Genomic DNA, 20,189 nt, shown 5'->3' with positions numbered 1-20,189 from the left:
TCGGAACATTTCCAATGCTTTTTTTAGGTTGCTTTTCTTTTCTATGAAAATAATTACTCTCTACCTACACTTATAAAGTTTAATTGATTAAGTAGCAAATGGATTTATGTGGTCATTTTATTGCTGTCAGAAAAACGAGAATAAACGAGTTCTCCCCTACTTATGGTCGCTTTTACTCTGCCTCTATATGTCTTTCCGATATAAGGGCTAATTTTATTTTTGTAATATAAATCTTCCTTTTTCAAGATAAACTTTTCATTTACATCCACTATTGCTATATCAGCATCATATCCTTTCAGAATGCTTCCTTTATTTGGATAGAGACCAAAGCGTCTTGCAGGATTAGTACTTGTAATTTTTGAAATCATTTCTAACGGAATTCCTCTTTGCCAATATCCTTCTTCTAGTAACACAGAAAGCGTTGTTTGACACCCTGAAATACCTCCCCATGCTTCGAGAAGATTTCCCATTTTCATAGAGGGCAAAGATGGGGAGTGATCAGAGCCAATTACATCAATCTCTCCCTTTCTTATAGCCTCCCAAAGATTATCTACTTCCTGCTTTGACCGTAATGGTGGTGCACATTTTGCAACTGCTCTTAGCTTCTCTAAGTCATCCATTGTTAAAGATAAGTAGTGTGGACAGGTTTCCACACTTATATCAAGCCCTCTTCGTTTTGCTGCTAAAATCGGCTCTAGAACATCTGCGCTGCTGATATGAACAATATGCAGCCTACATTTCGTTGCCTCTGCATAAGCAATGATACGTTGGACTGCTTCTATTTCTGAAAAAATCGGTCGAGCATTCGAAAAAGCTAATGCTATATGGTCACTTTCCCAATTAATCTCCTTTCCTAAAAACTCTGTAATCGTATCACTTTCCGCATGGACAGCTAAAATACTATGTAATTCTGCTATTTTTTTCATCGCCTGTAAAAGTGTGCGATCATCAGCACTTTGAAAGTCATCGATTCCGCTATTGGACATAAACGCTTTAAAGCCAATTACTCCACATTGCAATAGCTTTTCTAGTTCATCTAGATTACCAGGTACAACTCCGCCCCATAACCGATAATCAATCACTGATTTTTCTTTGGCCAACCCATTCTTTAGATGAAATGCTTGTTCTGATGTTGTTGGTGGATGACTGTTTAACGGCATATCAAAGAATAATGTTGCGCCGCCAGCAGCTAAGCTTTTACTACCGGTTTCCAATCCTTCCCACTCACTTCTTCCTGGCTCATTAAAATGCACATGTGAATCAATAATACCAGGAAACAAATATAAGCCTTCTGCATCAATGATTTGTTTTGCTTTAGTTTCCTTGATATGTAATCCTATATCTACTATTTTCCCATCTTTTATCAAGACGTCTGCTTTTGATAATTTCTCCTCATTAACAATGATTCCATTTTTAATTACTAAATCAAATTCACTCAAAATGCTTCAGCTCCCTCGATATGTCTGATATCCCCAACCAGATAATAATAAAGGAATATGATAATGCTTTTGTGTTTCGTCTGTATAAAAACGAATAGGGATTGTCGTTAAAAAGTTGTTTTTCACTTCTAATCTTTGAAAGTATTCTTTTACAAAAAATACTAATTCATATTCTCCGTTATCCACTTTCTCTAATAATATAGTATCTACTCTGCCATCCTCATTGGTTATTCCCTTTGAAATAAAACTTCTAGCTGAATCTGTTAATTTCCATAATTCTACTTTTATTGATGCTCCTGGTTTTCCTTGTGTTACATCCAATACATGAGTTGTGATTCCAGTTTTCATATTTATGCACCTTGTCCTTTTGTCTCTAGTTTCACGATATCATTTAATCGGAATTTCGAAATGGCAAATATTTGCGTTAAGGCTGTTTGAAATTCTTGCTCTTTTGAATGATTTAATCTGTCCTTCATCGCTTTATAGATGCTGTCCTTTGTATGTCCCTTTACTGCTAATATAAATGGAAAGCCAAATTTTTCGGAATATGCTTTATTTAATGCTGCAAATTCCTGATATTCTTTTTCTGAAAGTGCATCAAGTCCAGCTCCTTTTTGCTCTTTTACAGATGAATCCGTCATTTTCAGCTTTCCTCCTAAATCAGGATGTGCTCGAATTAAGTCCAATTGATCTCCAATAGGAGCCTCTGTTACTGCCTGTACCATCAATTGGTAGAGTACTTGTAGACTGGGAAAGGGGTGATAATCCCAAGTCTTATTGGCAATCCAAGGACTATGCTCAAATATCCAACCGATTTTTTCTATAAACTCTTGTCGATTCATTTCATTGATTTCTTCTATCGAATACATATCCTCATTCCTTCCGTTTAGGCTTGATTAATCTTTTTGTGTTAAAAGATCGACTGCTCGCAAAATCCCTTCATAGCCTGTGCACCGACATAGATTACCAGATAATGCTGTTAGCACTTCTTCTTTAGTTGGTTGTTCCTTGTCATCAAGCAAAGCTTTTAAAGCTATAACCATACCCGGGGTACAATATCCACATTGAAGTGCCCCTGCCTGCAAAAATGCCTCTTGAATTGGATGAAGTTTCTCTTCTGCTAAACTTTCAATCGTAAAAATCTCTGCATCCTCTATTTGATATGCCATGATTAAACAGGAGTTCACCAATTTTCCATTCATAATGACAGAACATGCTCCACATCTTCCTACCTCACAAGCTATTTTCGTTCCTGTCAGAGATAAAGAATCACGAACAATATCGACTAGACGAGACGTTGGAGAGAGTGATAGTTCTTGTTGTTTTCCGTTGACTTTAAAGCGTGTTACTCTTTCTATTACCTTTTTGCTTTCCATTACACTCCTCCTATTTCGTTAATATTCTATGTTAATCTCTTTCAAAATCATCTCTGATTGAACCGGCAGCTTATTCAGCCAAATTCCAGTAGCATCATGAATCGCGGAAACAATCGCTGGCGCAACTGCAACAGTACCAATTTCTCCTACTCCTCTTGGTCCATATATATCACCACTAACTAAGTCTTCCATTGCAAAAACATTGGTTTCTTTTGGAATATCTAATATAGTCGGAATCAAATAAGTATCAAGGTTTTCTGTCATATAGCGGCCATTTTCCATAACAGCGTCTTCCATAAGCGTAAAGCCTAATCCCATATTAGCACCGCCTTCAATCTGGCCTAAATAGCCCATCGGATTTACAACCGGGCCTGCTGAAATGACATGGTCCATTTTTACTACCTTTACTCTCCCTGTTAAAACTTCTACCTCAACTTCTACTGCTACACCTGCAAATGTATATAAAAAATGTCCTCCATCAATGGAATGGGGAGTAGTTGGAAAATGATAGCTAGTAGTAACAGATGGAAGCTCTTCAAGAGATGTTGCCAATTCTTTATAGGTCAATAACAGCTGGGCTTCCTTATTTTCTTCACTCAGCCAAATTCCTCTTTTGCCAAGGCTAAGATTCTTAATCGGTGCATTCGTTTGTTTTCCAGCAGCAGTAAGTATTTTTTCTATAAAAGGAGTTTTTAATTTATTTACACCTAGCCATACCATATTTGTCGCTCTAGATGCTGTCGATGATCCGGAATGAGGCACTTTTGCGGTATCTCCAATGATTATTTCTACATCATTTGTGTCACAGTTAAATGTTTCAGTCATGATCATATCAATTGTTGGAATTAATCCTTGCCCACATTCCTCAAAACCAAAGGAAACCTCTAATCTCCCCTCTTTATTTAGGGATATGCGAGCACCAGATGGGTCTGGTCTACCATAACCAAGTCCTCCCCCGTGCATTGTGATGCTATATCCCGTCCCTTTAAGCTTCCAGTCACTCAAAGATTGCCATTCTTCATTCTTTTGAAGAATGGGTGATTTGATGATTTCTGTAAGAACTGCATGTGCTCCGTCAGTAGGAACTATCGGCTGTTCAACAGGTCCAGGATCATCTGTTTGCCGCAAGTTTTTTATGCGCAATTCTGTTGAGGATATTCCGATTTTTTCTGCTAAGCGCTCTATCTGTGTTTCTAGGGCAAAGGTGATTTGATTTCCGCCAAATCCTCTAAATTCACCTGCCACACCGTTATTTGTATAAACAGAATAACCCTTTACATCTATATTCTCGATACGGTAGGGGCCAGCACTATGCTCTACAGCAAAATCAAGTACAGCAGGACCTAATGTAGCATAAGCACCTGTGTCCGCAATGATTTTCACCTGATGTGCAAGTAGTTTTCCTGCTTTATCCGTTCCTGTTTTCATCTGAATTTTCATTGGATGCCTTTTTAAGCCAGCTTTTATAGAAACTCTTCTAGATTGATGAATCTTTACTGGTCGCTTCGTTTTTAAGGATAAGATACTAATATACGGCTGAATGTTCAGTTCATCCTTGCCTCCAAATGACCCTCCAATCGGACTTGAAATGATGCGGATTTTTTCAGGTTCCATCCCTAGAATTCTAGAAAGCTGTAATTGATCTTTAAAACCATGCTGCGTTGGAGCATATACAGTTATTCCGCCATCGTCATCTGGAACTGCTACCCCTCCTTCTGTTTCCATATATGCATGCATTTGCCTTGGTGTATGATATGTTTCTTCTATAAGGAATTCACACTCATTAAATATGTCCTCTATTGTCGTTTCTCCCTTTCTAAAAGCAGCCTTGTGAAGGAGATTACCATCTTTATGTAACTTTATAGAAGATTCCGTCAAAGCAATTTCTGGATCTGTAACAGGTTGTAACGGACTATACTTAACTTTAATTAAGGAGATTGCCTTTTCTGCAATTTCTTTTGTTTCGGCGGCCACTGCTGCAATAGCATCACCCACATACCTCACTCTGTCCTCACATAAGACTGGTTGATCTTGTATGACAATTCCGAAGCCATTTAAGCCTGGGACATCCTTATGTGTAATTACAGCTGCAACACCAGGAAGTAATTCAGCTTCTCCTGTATCAATCGATACAATTTTCGCATGTGGATGTTCACTTCTTAGCACTGTGCCATATAGCATTTGCGGAAAACTCATATCTGTTAGATACTTAAGTTCCCCAGTTACTTTAGGTGCACCATCTCGGCGAATTTTCCATCTTGCGCCTGCGCTAGTTATATCAAGAACCATAAAATTACTCCTTTCTTTGCTTTTTAACAAAATCTTTTATAGTTGCAAGAAATAGGTTTGCTGCAACTTTTTTACGATAGTCTGCTGTTACAAAGGGATCGGTATAGGATGAAAAATCATCTTGAATCTTTTTATATAAACATGACCAATCAATCTCTTTCATTCCTTTATTAAGCTCTTCTTCTGCTAAAGTAAGTCGACAAGGGAGATGTGCTCCTCCGCCTATTGATAGCTTTGCTGCTTTAATGTTGGATTCTTCATACTCTAGATATCCTGCAACAGAAATAATAGCTGCAGTAAAGGTTTCTCGTCTGCCAATTTTTTTAAAGAAGGAGTAATTTTGTGCATTAATGATTGGAATAAAAATATTTGTTAATAATTCAGATGATGGAGGAGTTGGTTTTGCGAGCCATTTTCTTAAAGAAATCATCTTTTCCTGTTCGCCATTGTAAAAGGATAATTTTGCCTCTAAAACCAATAAAACCGGTATCGTATCACCAATTTTGCTACAAATATTGCCACCGATTGTTCCTCTGTTACGCACTGCAGGAGCGGCTATCTTTTCACAAGCTTCTGCAAGGATAGAAGCATTTTTTCGAACAAATGAGTTATTCAAGCAGTCAGAGATGGTCATAGCTGCACCAATTCTCATGTATAACTGTCCATCCAAACGGACTTCTTCTATTCCTTTTAATTCTGGCAATTTCTCTGTGCTTATTAGATGTTTTGGTTTTTCTACACCAGCTTCCCAATTAATTTGGAGAATAGTTCCACCAGAAATAATCGTATTATGTTGGACAATTAAATTCTGAATGTCAGATAAATTGTTAGGTATCTCGACTGAAGTTGGATACTTTTCGGCAGATATTTTCATCTTGTTCCCTCCTTGCTAGCACTTTTTCATAATCGCTTTTTGTATCTATATCGATAAAATATATTTCTTCTGAAAATTCAATCTTTTTCCCTTGCAGTGCTCCATTGTTTAATAGTTTTCTAGCTCCCCAATCTCCTTTTAATGGTTTTATTTTTTCATATACATTTGGATGGAATAAAATTGGAGGCATTATTACTCCATTATACATGCTTGCCACATATTCTTCTGGTGGTTTTAAATTGATTTTTACTAGTTTGCTTAACATATTTGCTGTCACAAACGGCTGATCTGCTAAGCATACCAGGATTTTATCAGACTTTCTTTCTACTGCAGCCTCAAATCCAGCCTTTAAAGAATAAGATTGCCCTAGATCAGCCTCTTTGCACCTAATAATTTCCCCTTTTTTTCCGAATAGTTGATTTTTATTTTCTAGTGATATCCAATCTAAAGTGTCATCTGGTTGAACAATGACTAAGGAATAATCAATAAAAGAAGCGGCTAATAATTCGGATAAAGCTGCATTACCAATCGTATTCTGCCCGAGGGTTAGCGATAATTTATGTTCTCCCATCCTACTGCTCTTACCAGCAGCCAAATAGATCGCTGTAATCATTGCTTAACCATCGCTTCAGACTTTTTCGTATTTTTCAGCTGAATTAATTCTGCTACAATACTAATCGCAATTTCTTCCGGACTTTCTGAATGTATAGCCAAACCAACTGGATAACGAATCCAGTCTTTATCCTTTTTTCCAGCTAATAATCTTTCCGACCTTTTTTTGGATCCAAGGAGGCCTAAGTACTTTGTCTTTCTAGCTTGGAAGTAATCGACTATTTCTTGATCCTTCATAAAGCTATGCGTCATTGTAAGAACATAATCATTTTCTGTGGGGTTTATTGCTTCCATTACTTCCGTTGGCGAGCCAATAATATATTCTTTGGCATATGGAATATTCTCTTTCTTACAATAGCTTTGTCGCCAATCTGCTAAAATGACATAAAATCCTGCTTTACTAGCAAAATGCACAACGGGCTTTGCATCTGGTCCCGCTCCATATAGGATTAATTTTGGCTGAGGCTCGAATGATTGAGTGAATGAAATCATGTCACTGTCACTAGGAGAGCATATGAATTCTGAGATAAAGGATGTTCCATTTGGATACTCCTTTTTTGCTTCAACACTTATCTTATTTTCCATCTGTTTATTTAATTGATTAAATTTTTTAATAAGTTCTACATTTTTGCCATTATTTAAATGGTGCTGTATTTTTTGAAAAATTTGTCTTGTTTCCATAGTAACCGGCTCTACCATAATATAAATTTTCCCATCACAGCCGACACCTTGCCCCCAAGATAAATCATCTTCAGAGCGTAAATCGTATTCCATCAGAAATGGTTCAGCATATTTTTGCAAGTCAATCCTAGCAAGTAAATCCTCCTCAACACATCCACCGCTAAGCAAGCCTTTCTCCATGCCTTTATCCGAAATAAACATCATTGTGCCTTCTTTACGATAGGCTGAACCTTCTACCTTTACGATTGTAGCCAAATACCCTTGATTCTTCTTATTACTGACAGAATCAATAACAGAATAATGATCGGAAGACATCGACATTCCTCCAATAGTAAGTTTTTTTATCTCGGTGTTACTTTTTATCACATATCATGTTATTACATCATATTAATTGCTATATTTTTATATGTCATTGGATTAATTATATAATAAAAACAAATAAATTTAGTCGATTTAAACAAATTTTCTAAATTATTCGTTATTTATATATTTTTATCCCTCCTTTTTCATAAACAATCTATTTTACTAGCTGTATGAGTAAAATGTTTGTGGGAGAATAAATATCCTTTTTGTCTAGTTGGGGGACTCGTCCCCCAACTAGACAAAAAGGCCACCAAGCGAGAGCGCGGTAGCTGGAAAAAATTAAGCATTAAAAAAGAGAGCTTCCTTTTGTAAAGTAGAATTTGACTAGAAAACTACGAAAAGGAGAGGCTCTCATGAATCAATGTAACACAAAAATGCCATCATTAAAAGAATTGGAAAAAACTTTATTTCGAACACTCCAAATGACGTTTCAAGAAATCCTTGTTCAAACGTTAGAAAATTGGGATCAAGAGATTGCCCAGCAACGAGACAAAAGAAGATTTGCTTTACGTGATAAACGAGAAATACGAGTAGATACAGCGTTTGGAGCTGTGGAGCTGAAGCGTAATTATTATTTCGATCGTGTGACCAAAAAATATATTTGTCTATTAGATCACTATTTACAGTTTCAGGGGAATAAGGGATTTAGTCCACTACTAGAAGAATGGGGGTTAGAACTAGCGACGAATGGCTCCTCCTATCGAAAGGCGGTGGAAACGTTCGAACAATTTTTAGGCTATTCGGCGATGAGCCATGAAGCATTACGGCAACATCTTCTTCAAACAAACGTACTTCCCGCTAAGGAAAAACGCCCTTTTCAAAAGGTATTGTTCGTCGAAGTAGATGGATTATATGTGAAGAGCCAAGAAAAGAAAAAGCGTGGATGGGAGTTGAAATTCGCCGCTGTACATGAGGGATGGAAAGAAAACGGAAAGCGAGTCAGACTCCGAAATAAAAGGCATTTTCTCTATGAAGGAAAAGAACCCTTTTGGGAAGCCTTTGAAACGTTCTTACAGAATAATTATGCGTATGATCCTACCCAAACCTTGCTTATTATTAATGGCGATGGAGCAGGCTGGATAACGGCATGTCGGGAGTATTTTCGGGAACGCGCCTTTTTCACCATGGATCGGTTTCATGTCGCTCGTTCGATGAAGCAACTAATGAAGAGCCATCCTCGATACCGCTACATGAAAAGAGCGTTAAAAAACTACCAGGTAGAAACATTACTTCTAGAGTTGAATAGCGCAGTAGGAACAATGGATACACCAGAAGAAGAAGAAAAACTAGAGCATTTCCTCGGCTTTTTAACGCATCATCAGGAAACCATAAAAGATTACCGTAGTTGGTTACAGGAGAAAGGCGTGGACACGACAGCGTATCGTCCAATGGGAAGTGCAGAGGCGATGATGAATCAATTAGCCAAACGATTAAAAAATGGAAGAGCATGGAGCAAAAAAGGGGTCATGAGCATGGCGCGCTTGTGGATTGGATTGAAGGATGACCTATCCATCCAAACGATATATGGAAAATGGGAAAAGACCACGGAAAAATCAAAGAAAGAGCATCGACCGAAAAGAAAAATACCCACAAAATTAGTAACAGAAACCGTGCGTCAGAACATGCCATACTTAAATCAAGCGATTGGAAAACCCATTCACTTTGCCTTAAAGGGATTAAAAGGTTTTTAAAAAAAGAAAAAAACGAAATTTTGATGAAAGAAAATGTTTAGAAAGCGGATACAAAATTAAAAGTTTTATTTTATAAAAAGGGAGCTAAAAAAACTCCCACAAAAACTTGACTCAATCTTACTAGCTTAATATATTTACATTTTCTTCATTATCATCTATAATGCACGTATCTTGCATTAATATATTCTTCTTTTCGTCTTTCTTATTTATACTTTTTATTTAATTAAATGAGGTGGACTATGAATAAAGAAATCATTAAATTTATCAGAAAAAATTATGAAATGACCCAAAGAGACTTTGCCCGCGTTTTAAATTGTAGTTTCGCATTAATTGCCTTGGTGGAAGTCGGAAAACGAAGAGTTAGTAAAGATTTAGAAAATAAGATTAGGCAAACGTTTAATATTGACGATCAAGATATCGCCTCCATTACATCAATATTAACGGAAATAAGTAAAGGGCTCCCTCCTTTTATGTAATGATAGTAGAAGAAAATAGAAAGTATTTACAGATCCAAAACGTTTATTCCAAGTAGATGTTTTCTATTTTCTTCTATGTTTAAAACTAATTTTAGTCTGCACCCTTTTTCCTTCATCTAAATAGGATAAAGAAGGATGAAAGGAGGAGTAAAATGCCCATAAATGACCAAATCCCCCCGAACTCAAAGGTCTATCTTCCAAAACTTCCTGCAGAATCTTTAAATAATCAATCACATTTTCAACAAAATTATTTACAAGATTACTTATTAACTCAAAAACTTCAAAATGAATATTTAGCCACTTTAGTAACGAAATTTCAGGAAGAGTCTCTGGAAAAGCAGGAAAAGCATTTTAAGCAAATCAATGCAATTGATTCCAAATTGCAGTTAAATGATTCGGTAACTAAGGACCTATTAACAAAACTTGCTGTATTAGATGAGGATACAGCAAAAATTGAAGAGCAATTAGCTTCCCTTGTAACACTATCCAAAGAACAAAAAGAAATAATAAACGAAGAATCACTTCGCAACACTGCTTTATTTGACCAGTTAACATTTCAGGAACAAGACATTTCCTTAATTGCTAAGAAAATGGATGAATTTAATGATCTTGCTACTGATATGAAAACGAAATTGGATGAAACAGAGTCGAGCTATCATAACATATCGGAAAAGCTGGATATCCAAGAAATCTTTCACAAAACGATTATTGAAAACATCGAAGAAACAAATGGTAATGTAAATAGGCTGAGTCGACAAATAGAACATATGAAGGAAATTCTGTTTGAAAGGGTTCATTTTTTAGCCGAAAAAATTGAAAACAATGTGAAAAGCATTGCACAACCAATCCAACGCTTCTTTCTTCATTCAGAAAAGGATGAAACAATGAATAAATAAATACTATAAAGTTGTGTTTTCGTATTCAGACGACTTAATGAGCGTTTAAGGATGAGGCAAAAAAATTGTTAGCTATTGATGGTTGTCTTAGCCACCAAATAAACTAGTCCTCATTTCATTTGATGGTTTATATTTTTTAAGCGCCCACTATCTAGTGATGACTACGGCTAATAACAACTGAAAACAGTCATTAATAAGCTAATTAAAAAGCCAAACAATCACACGAAAGGATGATTGTTTGGCTTTTTTCTTTTGGCTGAATTAGTTATGCCCAGCATATTTTTAGTCAAGAATTTTTACAGATACTTGTTTTCTTCCCCAATTTAATGCTTCAGATGTGGTTGCGACATGGACATCGATTTTATTTCCTTTTATCGCACCGCCAGTATCACCAGCGATTGCTGTACCATACCCTTCAACATATACTTTAGAACCAAGTGGGATTACGTTAGGGTCAACGGATATAACCTTTTTATTGGGATTATCTTTTAAATTTATACCTGTAGCTGTTATACCAGAACAACCATTACAATCTGCTGTATAAGCGGTAGCAGTTACAGTAATTTCTTTTGAGCTTGCATCAGTATTTGTTGTTTCTGTCTTTTCAGCCTTTACCGTATTTACCGTATTCTTTGTCTTTACTGTATTGTTTACAGTTTGGGCAGCTGTTTTTGTTTCACTTTCCTTTGAAACTTTACTTTTTGAAACAATCAATACGTCACCTTTATGTATTGTATCGCTTTTAAGTTTATTCCAGCTCTTAATTTGTTCAACGGTTGTATTATATTTTTGAGAAATCTTCCAAAGATTATCTCCTGCTTTAACTTTATAATTCTTCACTTTTTGAAGTATTAATGTTTCGTTGACTTTGATGAGATCACTTTTTAAGTTATTCCATTTTTTTATATCTGTAACACTAACATTCTTCTTTTGTGAAATGGACCAAAGGGTATCTCCTTTTTCTACTTTGATTTCTTCCGCACCAACAAACGGAGCAGCTGTTGTCAGTAATGATGCACAAGTTACAATAGAAAAAATCTTTTTCATTTTTATACCTCCTCGAAAAAGCTCTAGTTGAGCTAACGGTATAATCTTAACATGAAAAAGCTCAAAAAAAAGAACAGGGAGTTGTTAATTCGATTACTTATATGACAATCAATTAACAATCACAATACGAATCGTCAGAATAATGAATTAATTAACCTCTGTTTGAATATAATATAATTTTTAATATTTTGTCTCTCACGGCTAACTGCCTATTATCGTAGTATGCATTGTCCCCTTCTAGCCACTTTTTCCTTTTTACCCACTGTTTATTTGCTTATTTACCTTGCTATTCTGTCCCAAATAGTTCCGAATGGTTTAACTTACAAAGAGCAGGTGATGGAAGACTATCCCTGCTCATGGATGTTTCGCATAATCTTAGTCTACTGCTGGTAAAGTGATATGGAAGCTTGTCCCTTTTCCTAGTTCGCTTTCTATATATACTTTGCCATTTAAATTTTCAATGATTTTAAAGCTTACCATTAAGCCTAGCCCGTTTCCGTCCTTTTTTGTCGTGAAAAATGGCTCGCCCAATTTCTTTAATTGTTCTTTTGACATACCAATCCCGCTATCTTTAATGACAATGCTAATGCTGTCATTCTCTTTTTTCACGATTATTTCGATGAAACCACCATTTGGCATTGCTTCTACAGCGTTTTTAATAAAATTCAAGAATACTTGCTTTAATTTATTCTCATCACATTCTACGAAAAAATTTGGATTTTCATAGGAGCGATGTAATTGAATTTTATTTTTCCGAAGCTGGTAATCTAAAATGGAAACGACATTATCCATGATTGGGAGTAATGGCTTCTTTTCTAATACAGAAACTGTCGGCTTCGATAAAAGCATAAATTCTTCTACTATTGAGTTTACCCTTTCGATCTCCTCTAAAATAATATCAAAGTATTCCTGTCTATCCTTTGCGGTTTCATCCATGCTTAGAAATTCAGCATACCCTTTAATAGATGTTAGTGGATTTCGAATTTCATGTGCAACGCCAGCAGCTAACTGCCCTACAGCTGCTAATTTATCTTGTCGATGAAGAATATCTTCCGTTCTCTTCTTTTCTGTTATATCATTTCTTATCGCTAAATATTGGTAAGGTTTATTGTTTTTATCTAAATAAGGGACAATGGTAGTATCTACCCAGTAATAAGAACCATCTTTTCTTTTATTTCTAATTTCCCCTTTCCAGATATCCCCTTTCCCAATTGTTTGCCAAACATTTCGGAAAAACTCTTTAGAATGGTACCCTGAATTTACGATACGGTGTGTTTTTCCAATTAGTTCCTCTCTGCTATAGCCAGATATCTCACAGAATTTTGAGTTGACATTTGTAATAATCCCTCGTTTGTCTGTAAATGCAATAATACTCGATTGCTCTAATGCATAAGTAATATCACTCACTTCACGGACAGACTCTTCCAATTGGTGCTGAACCTTTTTTTGCTCTGTTATGTCCCTACGAATGGCAACATATTGATAAGGAGTACCTTCTTTATTTAAAAACGGAACAATCACCGTATCCACCCAGTAATGAGTACCGTCCTTTGCTTTATTAAGCAGTTCTCCTTTCCAGATTTGTCCTTGCTTGATCGTATTCCATAATTCACGGAAGAATTCAGGTGAATGATGACCCGAATTAACCATGCGATGATTTTGACCAAGCAATTCTTCACGACTATATTTCGACACTTCTATAAATTTATCGTTTACATATGTAATAATGCCGTTATTATCAGTAAATGCCACAATCGCCGATTCATCCAGGGCATGCTGCATATCTCGCACATTAATCGCCCCAACATCTGTACGCTCACCAATCAATGTACTTGTTCCAATAAGTCCGCCTAAAACTAGCACAGAGATAAATAATGCAATGTAAATGATAAAACTGCTTTCATAGGAATCCTTTGCAATGGCAACTTCTGGTGCGCTAATATTAGTTAACAGGATAAAATGGCTGATTAAACAAACACCTGTCATTAATAAGCTACATAATGGTCGTATCCACTTTTTTAAGTAAACAGAAAGCTGTACTGGGTAAAAAGAAAGCCAAATGGAGATAAAAAAGCCAACATACAATAAAATAAAACTTACTAATAATTGTGGAAGTTGATAATACACTTTACTGCCAATGGAATAAAAACCAATAATAGAAACCGATAATATAGATAAGCTAAAAAAGAATGCAGATACATAAATTCTTCTTTTCTTTTTCTCCTTATCTAATAACGCATAAAACGCCATCCCGCTAAAACAAATACCGACTACCATCGATAAGATAGTAATAGGAATATTATAGTTGGCAGTGGCATATACGTTCTTAATCATCATGTCAATAAAACTTAATATCCAAAATCCAAACCCAATCGTAAACGTGCTTGCTAAAAATAAAAATCTACTATTTTTCTCCCCATTTTTCACTAGTTGAAATAAGTCAAAGGAAGAATAGCATGCCATATAGACGATTAGGATACTAATAAAAATCAATATGGAGTTATACAACAAAAAATCCTCCTAATCTATACCAAAAAATAATACACCCCTAAAGTAGGATAATAGGCTACTTCAGGATTGCATTCTATTTGATTGTAAATCAAATAAAACAGATAAGAAAGTACTTTTCTACAAATCATTCACAATTTAGTCACAATAATGACTATATGGTATTCTTTTAATATTATACTAGGATTATTGGATGGTCAGATTATTAATAGAGGGAGCAATAATTAGCTTCTATCAAATCTATTTATTATTATCTTTGAATAGAAATATGGGGGTTTAACAAACTGCAATCAGTGGGGAATTACCAGCACTGATTGCAAGTTACAACAATCGATAGTTTAGAGATTAATTACTGATTTGAGGAAGCTCTCTCATTTCCACCGATGTTTGATCTCCGCACAATGGACAAAGAAGATCATCTGTAGCAAAATCCTTTCTCATCCAGCCATTGCATGAATTACATGCATATACTTCCATACTCATCAAGACTTCTTCTGGTTTTTCTTCTGCACCTTTCCGATTAAAAAACATGTGAGTGCCCCCTTTTTTCTTTATTATTGCCACTACTTCCATTATTTATGTATTAATAGATATTTTTGTCGTTTAAACAGCACTAATTGATGCTTTCATTTATTGTATAACATGTTCCGAGCATAACGCTTTGAAACTATTTATCAAAATACGGAATGGAAATGTAATTTTCAAGTGGCAAATATGCTTGCTTATTTGCCAAGCTCCCCCATATTCCTTATTCACAAATAAAATATTGCTTTAACTTAACTAGACACAAATTTCTATCAACTCTATTTTTAAAGCTAACAACTATGATAAAATAAGGGAAAACGATGATAAAAGGAGTCGCAGATGTCAGTAAAGTTGTATTATTCCATGCCCTATGAAACAAAATGGTCAACCCAAATAGAAGAAGTAATTGAAACAGAAAATAAATTTTTTGTGATTTTAAAAGAAACTGCTTTTTATCCAGAAGGAGGTGGCCAGCCAGCAGACACTGGTACAATAGATGGCATTGATGTGTTAGATGTTCAGATTAAAAACGAGCAAATTTATCACCTCGTTGAAAGAAAACCAGTAAATACGCATGTAGAATGTGAATTAAATTGGAATAGAAGATTTGACCATATGCAACAGCATACGGCACAGCATCTTTTATCCGCTGTACTAGAAGAACAATACAATATTCCGACAGTTAGCTTTCATTTAGGGAAGGATTATACGACGATTGATGTCGATACACCTGAATTAAATACAGAGCAAATAGATAAGATTGAGCATATTTGTAATACATATATCATGAAAAATCTAGAAATCAAAACATATTTTACTACACATGAAGATGTGAATAAATTCCCTTTAAGAAAGCTTCCAAAAGTAACAGGGGCTATAAGAATCGTTGAAATAGCTAGAATTGATTTTTCTGCCTGTGCTGGGACACATGTACAAAGAACAGGTGAATTAAGCAACTTTAAAATAGTGAAGACAGAAAAACATCGGGGTCAGACGAGAGTGTTCTTCCTAAGTGGATGGAGAGCCATTGATGACTATCAAACTTCCCATTCGATATTAGATGATTTAAGCAACCATTTTAAAACGAATAAGCAGCAACTTCAAGATCGTATCAGTAAGCTAGAATTAGAGAAAAAAGCTGTCAATCGAGAATTAGAAACACTTAAAGCAGAAAATAATGCATTTCATGCAGAACAAATTCTTGCAGAACATAACGAAAAAGTTATCTCCCTTAAGTTTGAAGAGAAAACAATGAAGGACTTATCAACACTAGCTAAATATATATTACAAAAATCTAGTCTTGTCATTCTTTTCAGCTCAGAAATTGACAAAAAACTTCTACTACAGCATAATGGGGAGTTTCCCTTTCATTGCGGGAAGCTTCTTCGGGAAACTATCCAAGAATTCGAAGGCAAAGGTGGCGGAAACGAAATCTTAGCACAAGCTACTTTCCCTTCCGTTCAGCAATTACAAGCCTGTTTAAAAAAATTAAATGTAACCTTATTAAACACCTTATAAATAAAAAAGTCGATGACAATTAGTGAATTTGTCATCGACTTTTTTCAATTAATGTAAAATCTGTTGCTTGCGACTTTCAAGCATGATGGCCACTTTAATCATAAAATAGCTAATCTCTTCTGGTAGTTCTTCTTTAATCGGTTTTAGTTTTTCCGTCCCAACTTTCCGCATAACATCAACAATCTTCATTTGATCTTCTGGCTTAAGAAAATGAGTCCAATCAACCTCCAACTCTTCTTCCCCACATCGAAGTAAATGATTTTCTACTGTTTGCATATTTAAATCTCTTTCTTTTGCAATTTCCTTTAATGATAATCCACTATTCCATAATTCTAGGGTTACTAAGTGGGAATTTCCCACGCTTTTTTTGGTTTGTTTTTCCCTTTTTCCTAACAATGATTGATCGCTTTTTACTGCAGTAGTAAAATCAGGATGATCGTTTTTAAACTTTTTGATATGTTCTATCATCATATCTCCATATTTTTGCAGTTTATGATCGCCAATTCCTTTTATTTCACTAAACTCCTCCTGTGTTACAGGCATTGTCATTGATATATTCCTTAACGTTTGGTCAGAAAAAACAACAAAAGGAGGAACGTTTTCTGCTTCAGCAAGCTGTTTTCTTATACCTCTAAGATACTCAAACAATGCGTTATTTTCAGATACTTTCACTGTGACGACTTGTTCTTTTCTTTCGACTGTTAATCTACCTAAAAGTACCTCTTTTCCCTTTTTGGAAACCTTTAATATTGGCATTGCACCTGAACTTACATCAATATATTGTTCAGAAATTAAGAATTCAATAAAATCACTGATTTCCTTTGCGGATTGTTCCTTCATCAGTCCGTACGTTTTTATACGATCTAAATGAAAATCCATTAATTTCTTATTTTTAGAACCAGTCAATACTTGGGCAATCATTGTCTTTCCAAATCGCTCTCCCATTCTAATCATGCAAGACAGCACCTTTTGGGTATCGACTGTTACGTCAATAACATTTCGTTCATCCGTACAGTTAGAACATTGCCCACACTTTTCCGTATGCTCTTCCCCAAAATAATGTAAAATATATTCTTGCAAGCAATCTTCGGTATGACAAAAATTAATTATAGATTGTAGTTTATCGATGTCTTGCTTTTGTTTATCCGCATCATGTATCGTTTGATCAATCAAGAATCTTTGGATGCGAATATCTTGTGCAGAATATAATAATATGCACTTACTCGGCAATCCGTCACGCCCCGCTCTTCCTGCCTCTTGATAATATCCCTCCATGTTTTTGGGAAGCTGATAATGAATAACATATCTTATATTACTTTTATCAATGCCCATCCCAAAGGCATTTGTCGCAATCATAATCGATACATCATCTTTTATAAATGCTTGCTGCTCCGTTTCCCTTTGTAAATCACTCATCCCTCCATGATATTTCGAAACAGAATATCCCTTTTTCAATAAACGGTCATAGAGCTTTTCTACCTCTTGTCTTGTTGAAGCATAGATAATGCCAGACTCCTCTCTATTTTTCTTTAGGAAGGATTCAAGAAATTTCCCTTTGTCTTGGCCTTTTATAATCGAAAAGGACAAGTTATCACGGGCAAAGCATGTCTTAACAGTATTTTCCCATGGTATATTTAATAATTGGCATATATCTTCATGAACTTTAGGAGTTGCTGTAGCTGTTAGCGCTGCTACAAGTGGCATTTCAGATAATTTATTGATCATGTGTCCAATTTTTGCATAGCTTGGTCGAAAATCATGGCCCCATTGTGAAATACAGTGCGCTTCATCCACTGCAATAAATGAAATGGTAACTTCTTTTAATATATCCATAAAATAATCTGCTTCTAGTCGTTCTGGTGCAATATATAGTAATTTATAATGTCCATTTTTTATATTATAAACTCTTTCCTGCACTTCTTCATTATGTAACGTACTATTGATGAAAGTAGCGGGAATACCAACTTCCGTTAGTGCATCTACCTGATCTTTCATTAAAGAAATCAATGGCGATATAACAACCGTTAATCCTGGGAAAAGCATTGCAGGTATTTGATAACATATGGATTTACCTCCACCAGTTGGCATTATCCCTACAACGTTCTCCTTATTTAATAAAAGCTGAATAATTTCATCCTGTCCTTTTCTAAAATCATCATATCCAAAGTATTCTTTTAGAATACTACGGGCTTTATTCATCATCATATAAAACTCCCCACTTTTTCCGAACATTTCTTTAAAACATTGTATCATTAATCGAACTAATTTTGAATGAATCAATTGGGATTATGGGCTTGTCCAGCATTACTTACAAAGACATGTATCTTTATAAATTGGAGGTTTTTTGTTAATAGGCAGCCTGAGAGTATCTTACATGCTCAAACTCAGACTGCCATGTATCCAATTATTTTGCTTCTAAAATCTTAAGAAAGCTACTATTTTCCTTTCTTATAGCCAAGCTGCTCCAACGATGATTAATAGAATGAATAAGACAACGATTAATACAAATCCATTACCAAAACCACCACAAGATGCTACTGGAGCTGCCATAGGTGCAGCATACCCACATCCACAAGAATTATAATCATAACCACCAAAACCGTAACTCATTTATAAAACACTCCTTTTTCTATCTTTCTTAGTATCCAAAACCAACGTAACTAGAACCTACAATTATTAATAAAATGAATAGCACTACTAGTAGAGCAAATCCTCCACCAAAACCAGCTACTGGGCCACCACTCATTTATTCCACCTCCCTCATACACATAAGCATCATATGAGTCTAGAGATTGTCCTGTTTGGGCGCTAGCAAAAAAAATATAATATACTTGTTTATTATGTAGGAAGAGGCTGGGACAAAACTAAATAACCAATCTTTAAAGACGAACAATCTCTAATTTAGCCCTTAAATAAAGCTACTTCTCATGATGGTTATCTAAGTTTTTAAATATAGTTAAGTGTAAAAACTAAGTCGTTCCATTGCGCTACAGACGCTCGCTTTCCGCGGGGAGGAAGCTAAGCCTCCTCGCATGCGCTGCGGGGTCTCAGCCTTTCCTCTATTTCCCGCAGGAGTCGAGCGTCCTCCGCTCCATTTCACTTCGTTTTTAAACTTTTTTCCAAACTGAAAAACACGAACTTTTATGTATATTAACTATACAAAAGTTCGTGTTTATTATTAGTTGAAATGCTTTTGTCACAGCCTCTTTCTGCTTGTTTAATTTGATTAAAAGAAAGGAATAAAAGCCAGTGCAGCGATTAATCCTAAAGAAACTCCTACAGCTGCTGCTCCCCAGCCCCAGCCCCAACCCCAGCCAGGTCTATAACCACGTCTATACCCATATCCAAATCCACCATAATTTCTTCTGTTTCCTCCAATTGGTCTAATATAGACTTTATTTGGTGTAACTCTTTCAATTACTCCAGTATGAATCTCTCCACTATGAGTACGGATACGAACACATCTTCCTACACCTCTAGAACATTGATGATAAAAATTATTACCAGACATCTATCACACCTCCAACGTTAATCTCTAATATCCTATGTACAAGTCTAAAAAAAGTATGGACAACTATCTTGTAGAAGGTGCGGATATTTCAGCAAAATCTTTAATAAACATATTAAATGAAAATATTCTACTTATTAATTGCATATTTGTTACTAAAAAAGGTTATGTATGAAAAGAAAAGCTTACATATTCCAAAAAAAAACGCAAATAATTTAAAAATAATTTCTTAAGTAGCAGAATGAAAAATAAGTAAAGTAAAAAGTCCTGCGGTAATATGTCAAGTACCAAAATCTAAGGAATTGGAAATTGTAAGCCAACCAATACCTAAAAAAGACAATACTTAAGAAACCCAGTAAGATATTAAACCATTTACTGGAAAATAT

At 35.4% G+C, this 20,189-nt stretch carries 19 protein-coding genes; 4 read left to right on the top strand and 15 right to left on the bottom strand.

What is annotated here, in order from left to right; genetic code table 11:
- Positions 1 to 104: 104 nt before the first annotated feature.
- From QQZ16_RS12395 to QQZ16_RS12360, 8 genes are read right to left on the bottom strand one after another with little or no spacing between them, the layout of a single operon-like run.
- On the bottom strand, positions 105 to 1,439 hold the full coding sequence (locus QQZ16_RS12395) for an allantoinase (protein ID WP_235251589.1): 1,335 nt from the start codon (positions 1,437 to 1,439) through the stop codon (positions 105 to 107).
- A 6-nt stretch (positions 1,440 to 1,445) separates the two neighbouring features.
- Entirely contained in the window at positions 1,446 to 1,787 is a 342-nt protein-coding gene (uraH, locus tag QQZ16_RS12390) for a hydroxyisourate hydrolase (protein WP_031536537.1), read from the bottom strand.
- Positions 1,788 to 1,789: 2 nt separating this feature from the next.
- The gene (gene uraD, locus QQZ16_RS12385; RefSeq protein ID WP_235251588.1) at positions 1,790 to 2,308 is read right to left on the bottom strand and encodes a 2-oxo-4-hydroxy-4-carboxy-5-ureidoimidazoline decarboxylase; all 519 of its coding nucleotides are present in this window, start codon (positions 2,306 to 2,308) and stop codon (positions 1,790 to 1,792) included.
- Between the two features lie 27 nt (positions 2,309 to 2,335).
- Entirely contained in the window at positions 2,336 to 2,815 is a 480-nt protein-coding gene (locus QQZ16_RS12380) for a (2Fe-2S)-binding protein (protein ID WP_235251587.1), read from the bottom strand.
- A gap of 18 nt (positions 2,816 to 2,833) precedes the next feature.
- Complete coding sequence (gene pucD / locus QQZ16_RS12375) at positions 2,834 to 5,104, bottom strand: xanthine dehydrogenase subunit D (protein ID WP_235251586.1); 2,271 nt, start codon at positions 5,102 to 5,104, stop codon at positions 2,834 to 2,836.
- A 4-nt stretch (positions 5,105 to 5,108) separates the two neighbouring features.
- Positions 5,109 to 5,978 (bottom strand): FAD binding domain-containing protein, encoded by an 870-nt coding sequence (locus tag QQZ16_RS12370; RefSeq protein ID WP_235251585.1) that lies wholly within the window; start codon positions 5,976 to 5,978, stop codon positions 5,109 to 5,111.
- Positions 5,932 to 6,591 carry an NTP transferase domain-containing protein gene (locus QQZ16_RS12365; protein ID WP_235251584.1) on the bottom strand — a complete coding sequence of 220 codons (660 nt, stop codon included), beginning with the start codon at positions 6,589 to 6,591 and terminating at the stop codon, positions 5,932 to 5,934. The genes QQZ16_RS12370 and QQZ16_RS12365 overlap by 47 nt, the downstream gene beginning before the upstream one ends.
- A complete protein-coding gene (locus QQZ16_RS12360; RefSeq protein WP_235251583.1) occupies positions 6,588 to 7,586 on the bottom strand; it encodes an XdhC family protein in 999 nt (332 codons plus the stop codon). Before QQZ16_RS12360 ends, QQZ16_RS12365 begins: the two co-directional genes overlap by 4 nt.
- 401 nt (positions 7,587 to 7,987) lie before the next feature.
- Here QQZ16_RS12360 and QQZ16_RS12355 point away from each other — a divergent pair, with 401 nt between their 5' ends.
- The 3 genes from QQZ16_RS12355 (at position 7,988) to QQZ16_RS12345 (ending at position 10,697) form a co-directional block, all read left to right on the top strand.
- Positions 7,988 to 9,325 (top strand): ISLre2 family transposase, encoded by a 1,338-nt coding sequence (locus QQZ16_RS12355; protein WP_284561375.1) that lies wholly within the window; start codon positions 7,988 to 7,990, stop codon positions 9,323 to 9,325.
- 239 nt (positions 9,326 to 9,564) lie between these two features.
- The gene (locus QQZ16_RS12350; protein ID WP_031536547.1) at positions 9,565 to 9,801 is read left to right on the top strand and encodes a helix-turn-helix transcriptional regulator; all 237 of its coding nucleotides are present in this window, start codon (positions 9,565 to 9,567) and stop codon (positions 9,799 to 9,801) included.
- 152 nt (positions 9,802 to 9,953) lie between these two features.
- Positions 9,954 to 10,697 (top strand): hypothetical protein, encoded by a 744-nt coding sequence (locus QQZ16_RS12345; protein ID WP_031536548.1) that lies wholly within the window; start codon positions 9,954 to 9,956, stop codon positions 10,695 to 10,697.
- 282 nt (positions 10,698 to 10,979) lie between these two features.
- On the opposite strand, the gene QQZ16_RS12340 is transcribed toward QQZ16_RS12345, so the two are convergent.
- The 3 genes from QQZ16_RS12340 to QQZ16_RS12330 all read right to left on the bottom strand — a co-directional run bounded on the left by QQZ16_RS12340 (position 10,980) and on the right by QQZ16_RS12330 (position 14,783).
- Complete coding sequence (locus tag QQZ16_RS12340; RefSeq protein ID WP_235251582.1) at positions 10,980 to 11,744, bottom strand: 3D domain-containing protein; 765 nt, start codon at positions 11,742 to 11,744, stop codon at positions 10,980 to 10,982.
- A gap of 375 nt (positions 11,745 to 12,119) precedes the next feature.
- Entirely contained in the window at positions 12,120 to 14,252 is a 2,133-nt protein-coding gene (locus QQZ16_RS12335; protein ID WP_231512527.1) for a PAS domain S-box protein, read from the bottom strand.
- Positions 14,253 to 14,597: 345 nt separating this feature from the next.
- Entirely contained in the window at positions 14,598 to 14,783 is a 186-nt protein-coding gene (locus QQZ16_RS12330) for a cold-inducible protein YdjO-related protein (RefSeq protein ID WP_031536551.1), read from the bottom strand.
- 333 nt (positions 14,784 to 15,116) lie between these two features.
- Here QQZ16_RS12330 and QQZ16_RS12325 point away from each other — a divergent pair, with 333 nt between their 5' ends.
- Entirely contained in the window at positions 15,117 to 16,295 is a 1,179-nt protein-coding gene (locus tag QQZ16_RS12325) for an alanyl-tRNA editing protein (RefSeq protein ID WP_048717118.1), read from the top strand.
- Positions 16,296 to 16,343: 48 nt separating this feature from the next.
- Here the strand turns inward: QQZ16_RS12325 and recQ are convergent, their stop codons facing one another.
- The 4 genes from recQ to QQZ16_RS12305 all read right to left on the bottom strand — a co-directional run bounded on the left by recQ (position 16,344) and on the right by QQZ16_RS12305 (position 19,806).
- On the bottom strand, positions 16,344 to 18,497 hold the full coding sequence (gene recQ, locus QQZ16_RS12320; RefSeq protein WP_284561374.1) for a DNA helicase RecQ: 2,154 nt from the start codon (positions 18,495 to 18,497) through the stop codon (positions 16,344 to 16,346).
- 246 nt (positions 18,498 to 18,743) lie between these two features.
- Positions 18,744 to 18,845 carry a YjcZ family sporulation protein gene (locus QQZ16_RS12315; protein ID WP_192840926.1) on the bottom strand — a complete coding sequence of 34 codons (102 nt, stop codon included), beginning with the start codon at positions 18,843 to 18,845 and terminating at the stop codon, positions 18,744 to 18,746.
- 88 nt (positions 18,846 to 18,933) lie between these two features.
- Positions 18,934 to 19,041: a YjcZ family sporulation protein gene (locus tag QQZ16_RS12310; RefSeq protein ID WP_081836584.1), complete on the bottom strand. Its 108-nt coding sequence runs from the start codon at positions 19,039 to 19,041 to the stop codon at positions 18,934 to 18,936.
- A 480-nt stretch (positions 19,042 to 19,521) separates the two neighbouring features.
- Entirely contained in the window at positions 19,522 to 19,806 is a 285-nt protein-coding gene (locus tag QQZ16_RS12305; protein WP_031536554.1) for a hypothetical protein, read from the bottom strand.
- Between the last annotated feature and the right edge of the window lie 383 nt (positions 19,807 to 20,189).

The organism is Bacillus sp. T2.9-1 (assembly GCF_950097965.1).
Lineage (GTDB): Bacteria > Bacillota > Bacilli > Bacillales > Cytobacillaceae > Niallia > Niallia hominis.
The sequence above is the reverse complement of the archived record's forward strand: the minus strand, read 5'-3'. Positions and strand labels throughout refer to the sequence as shown.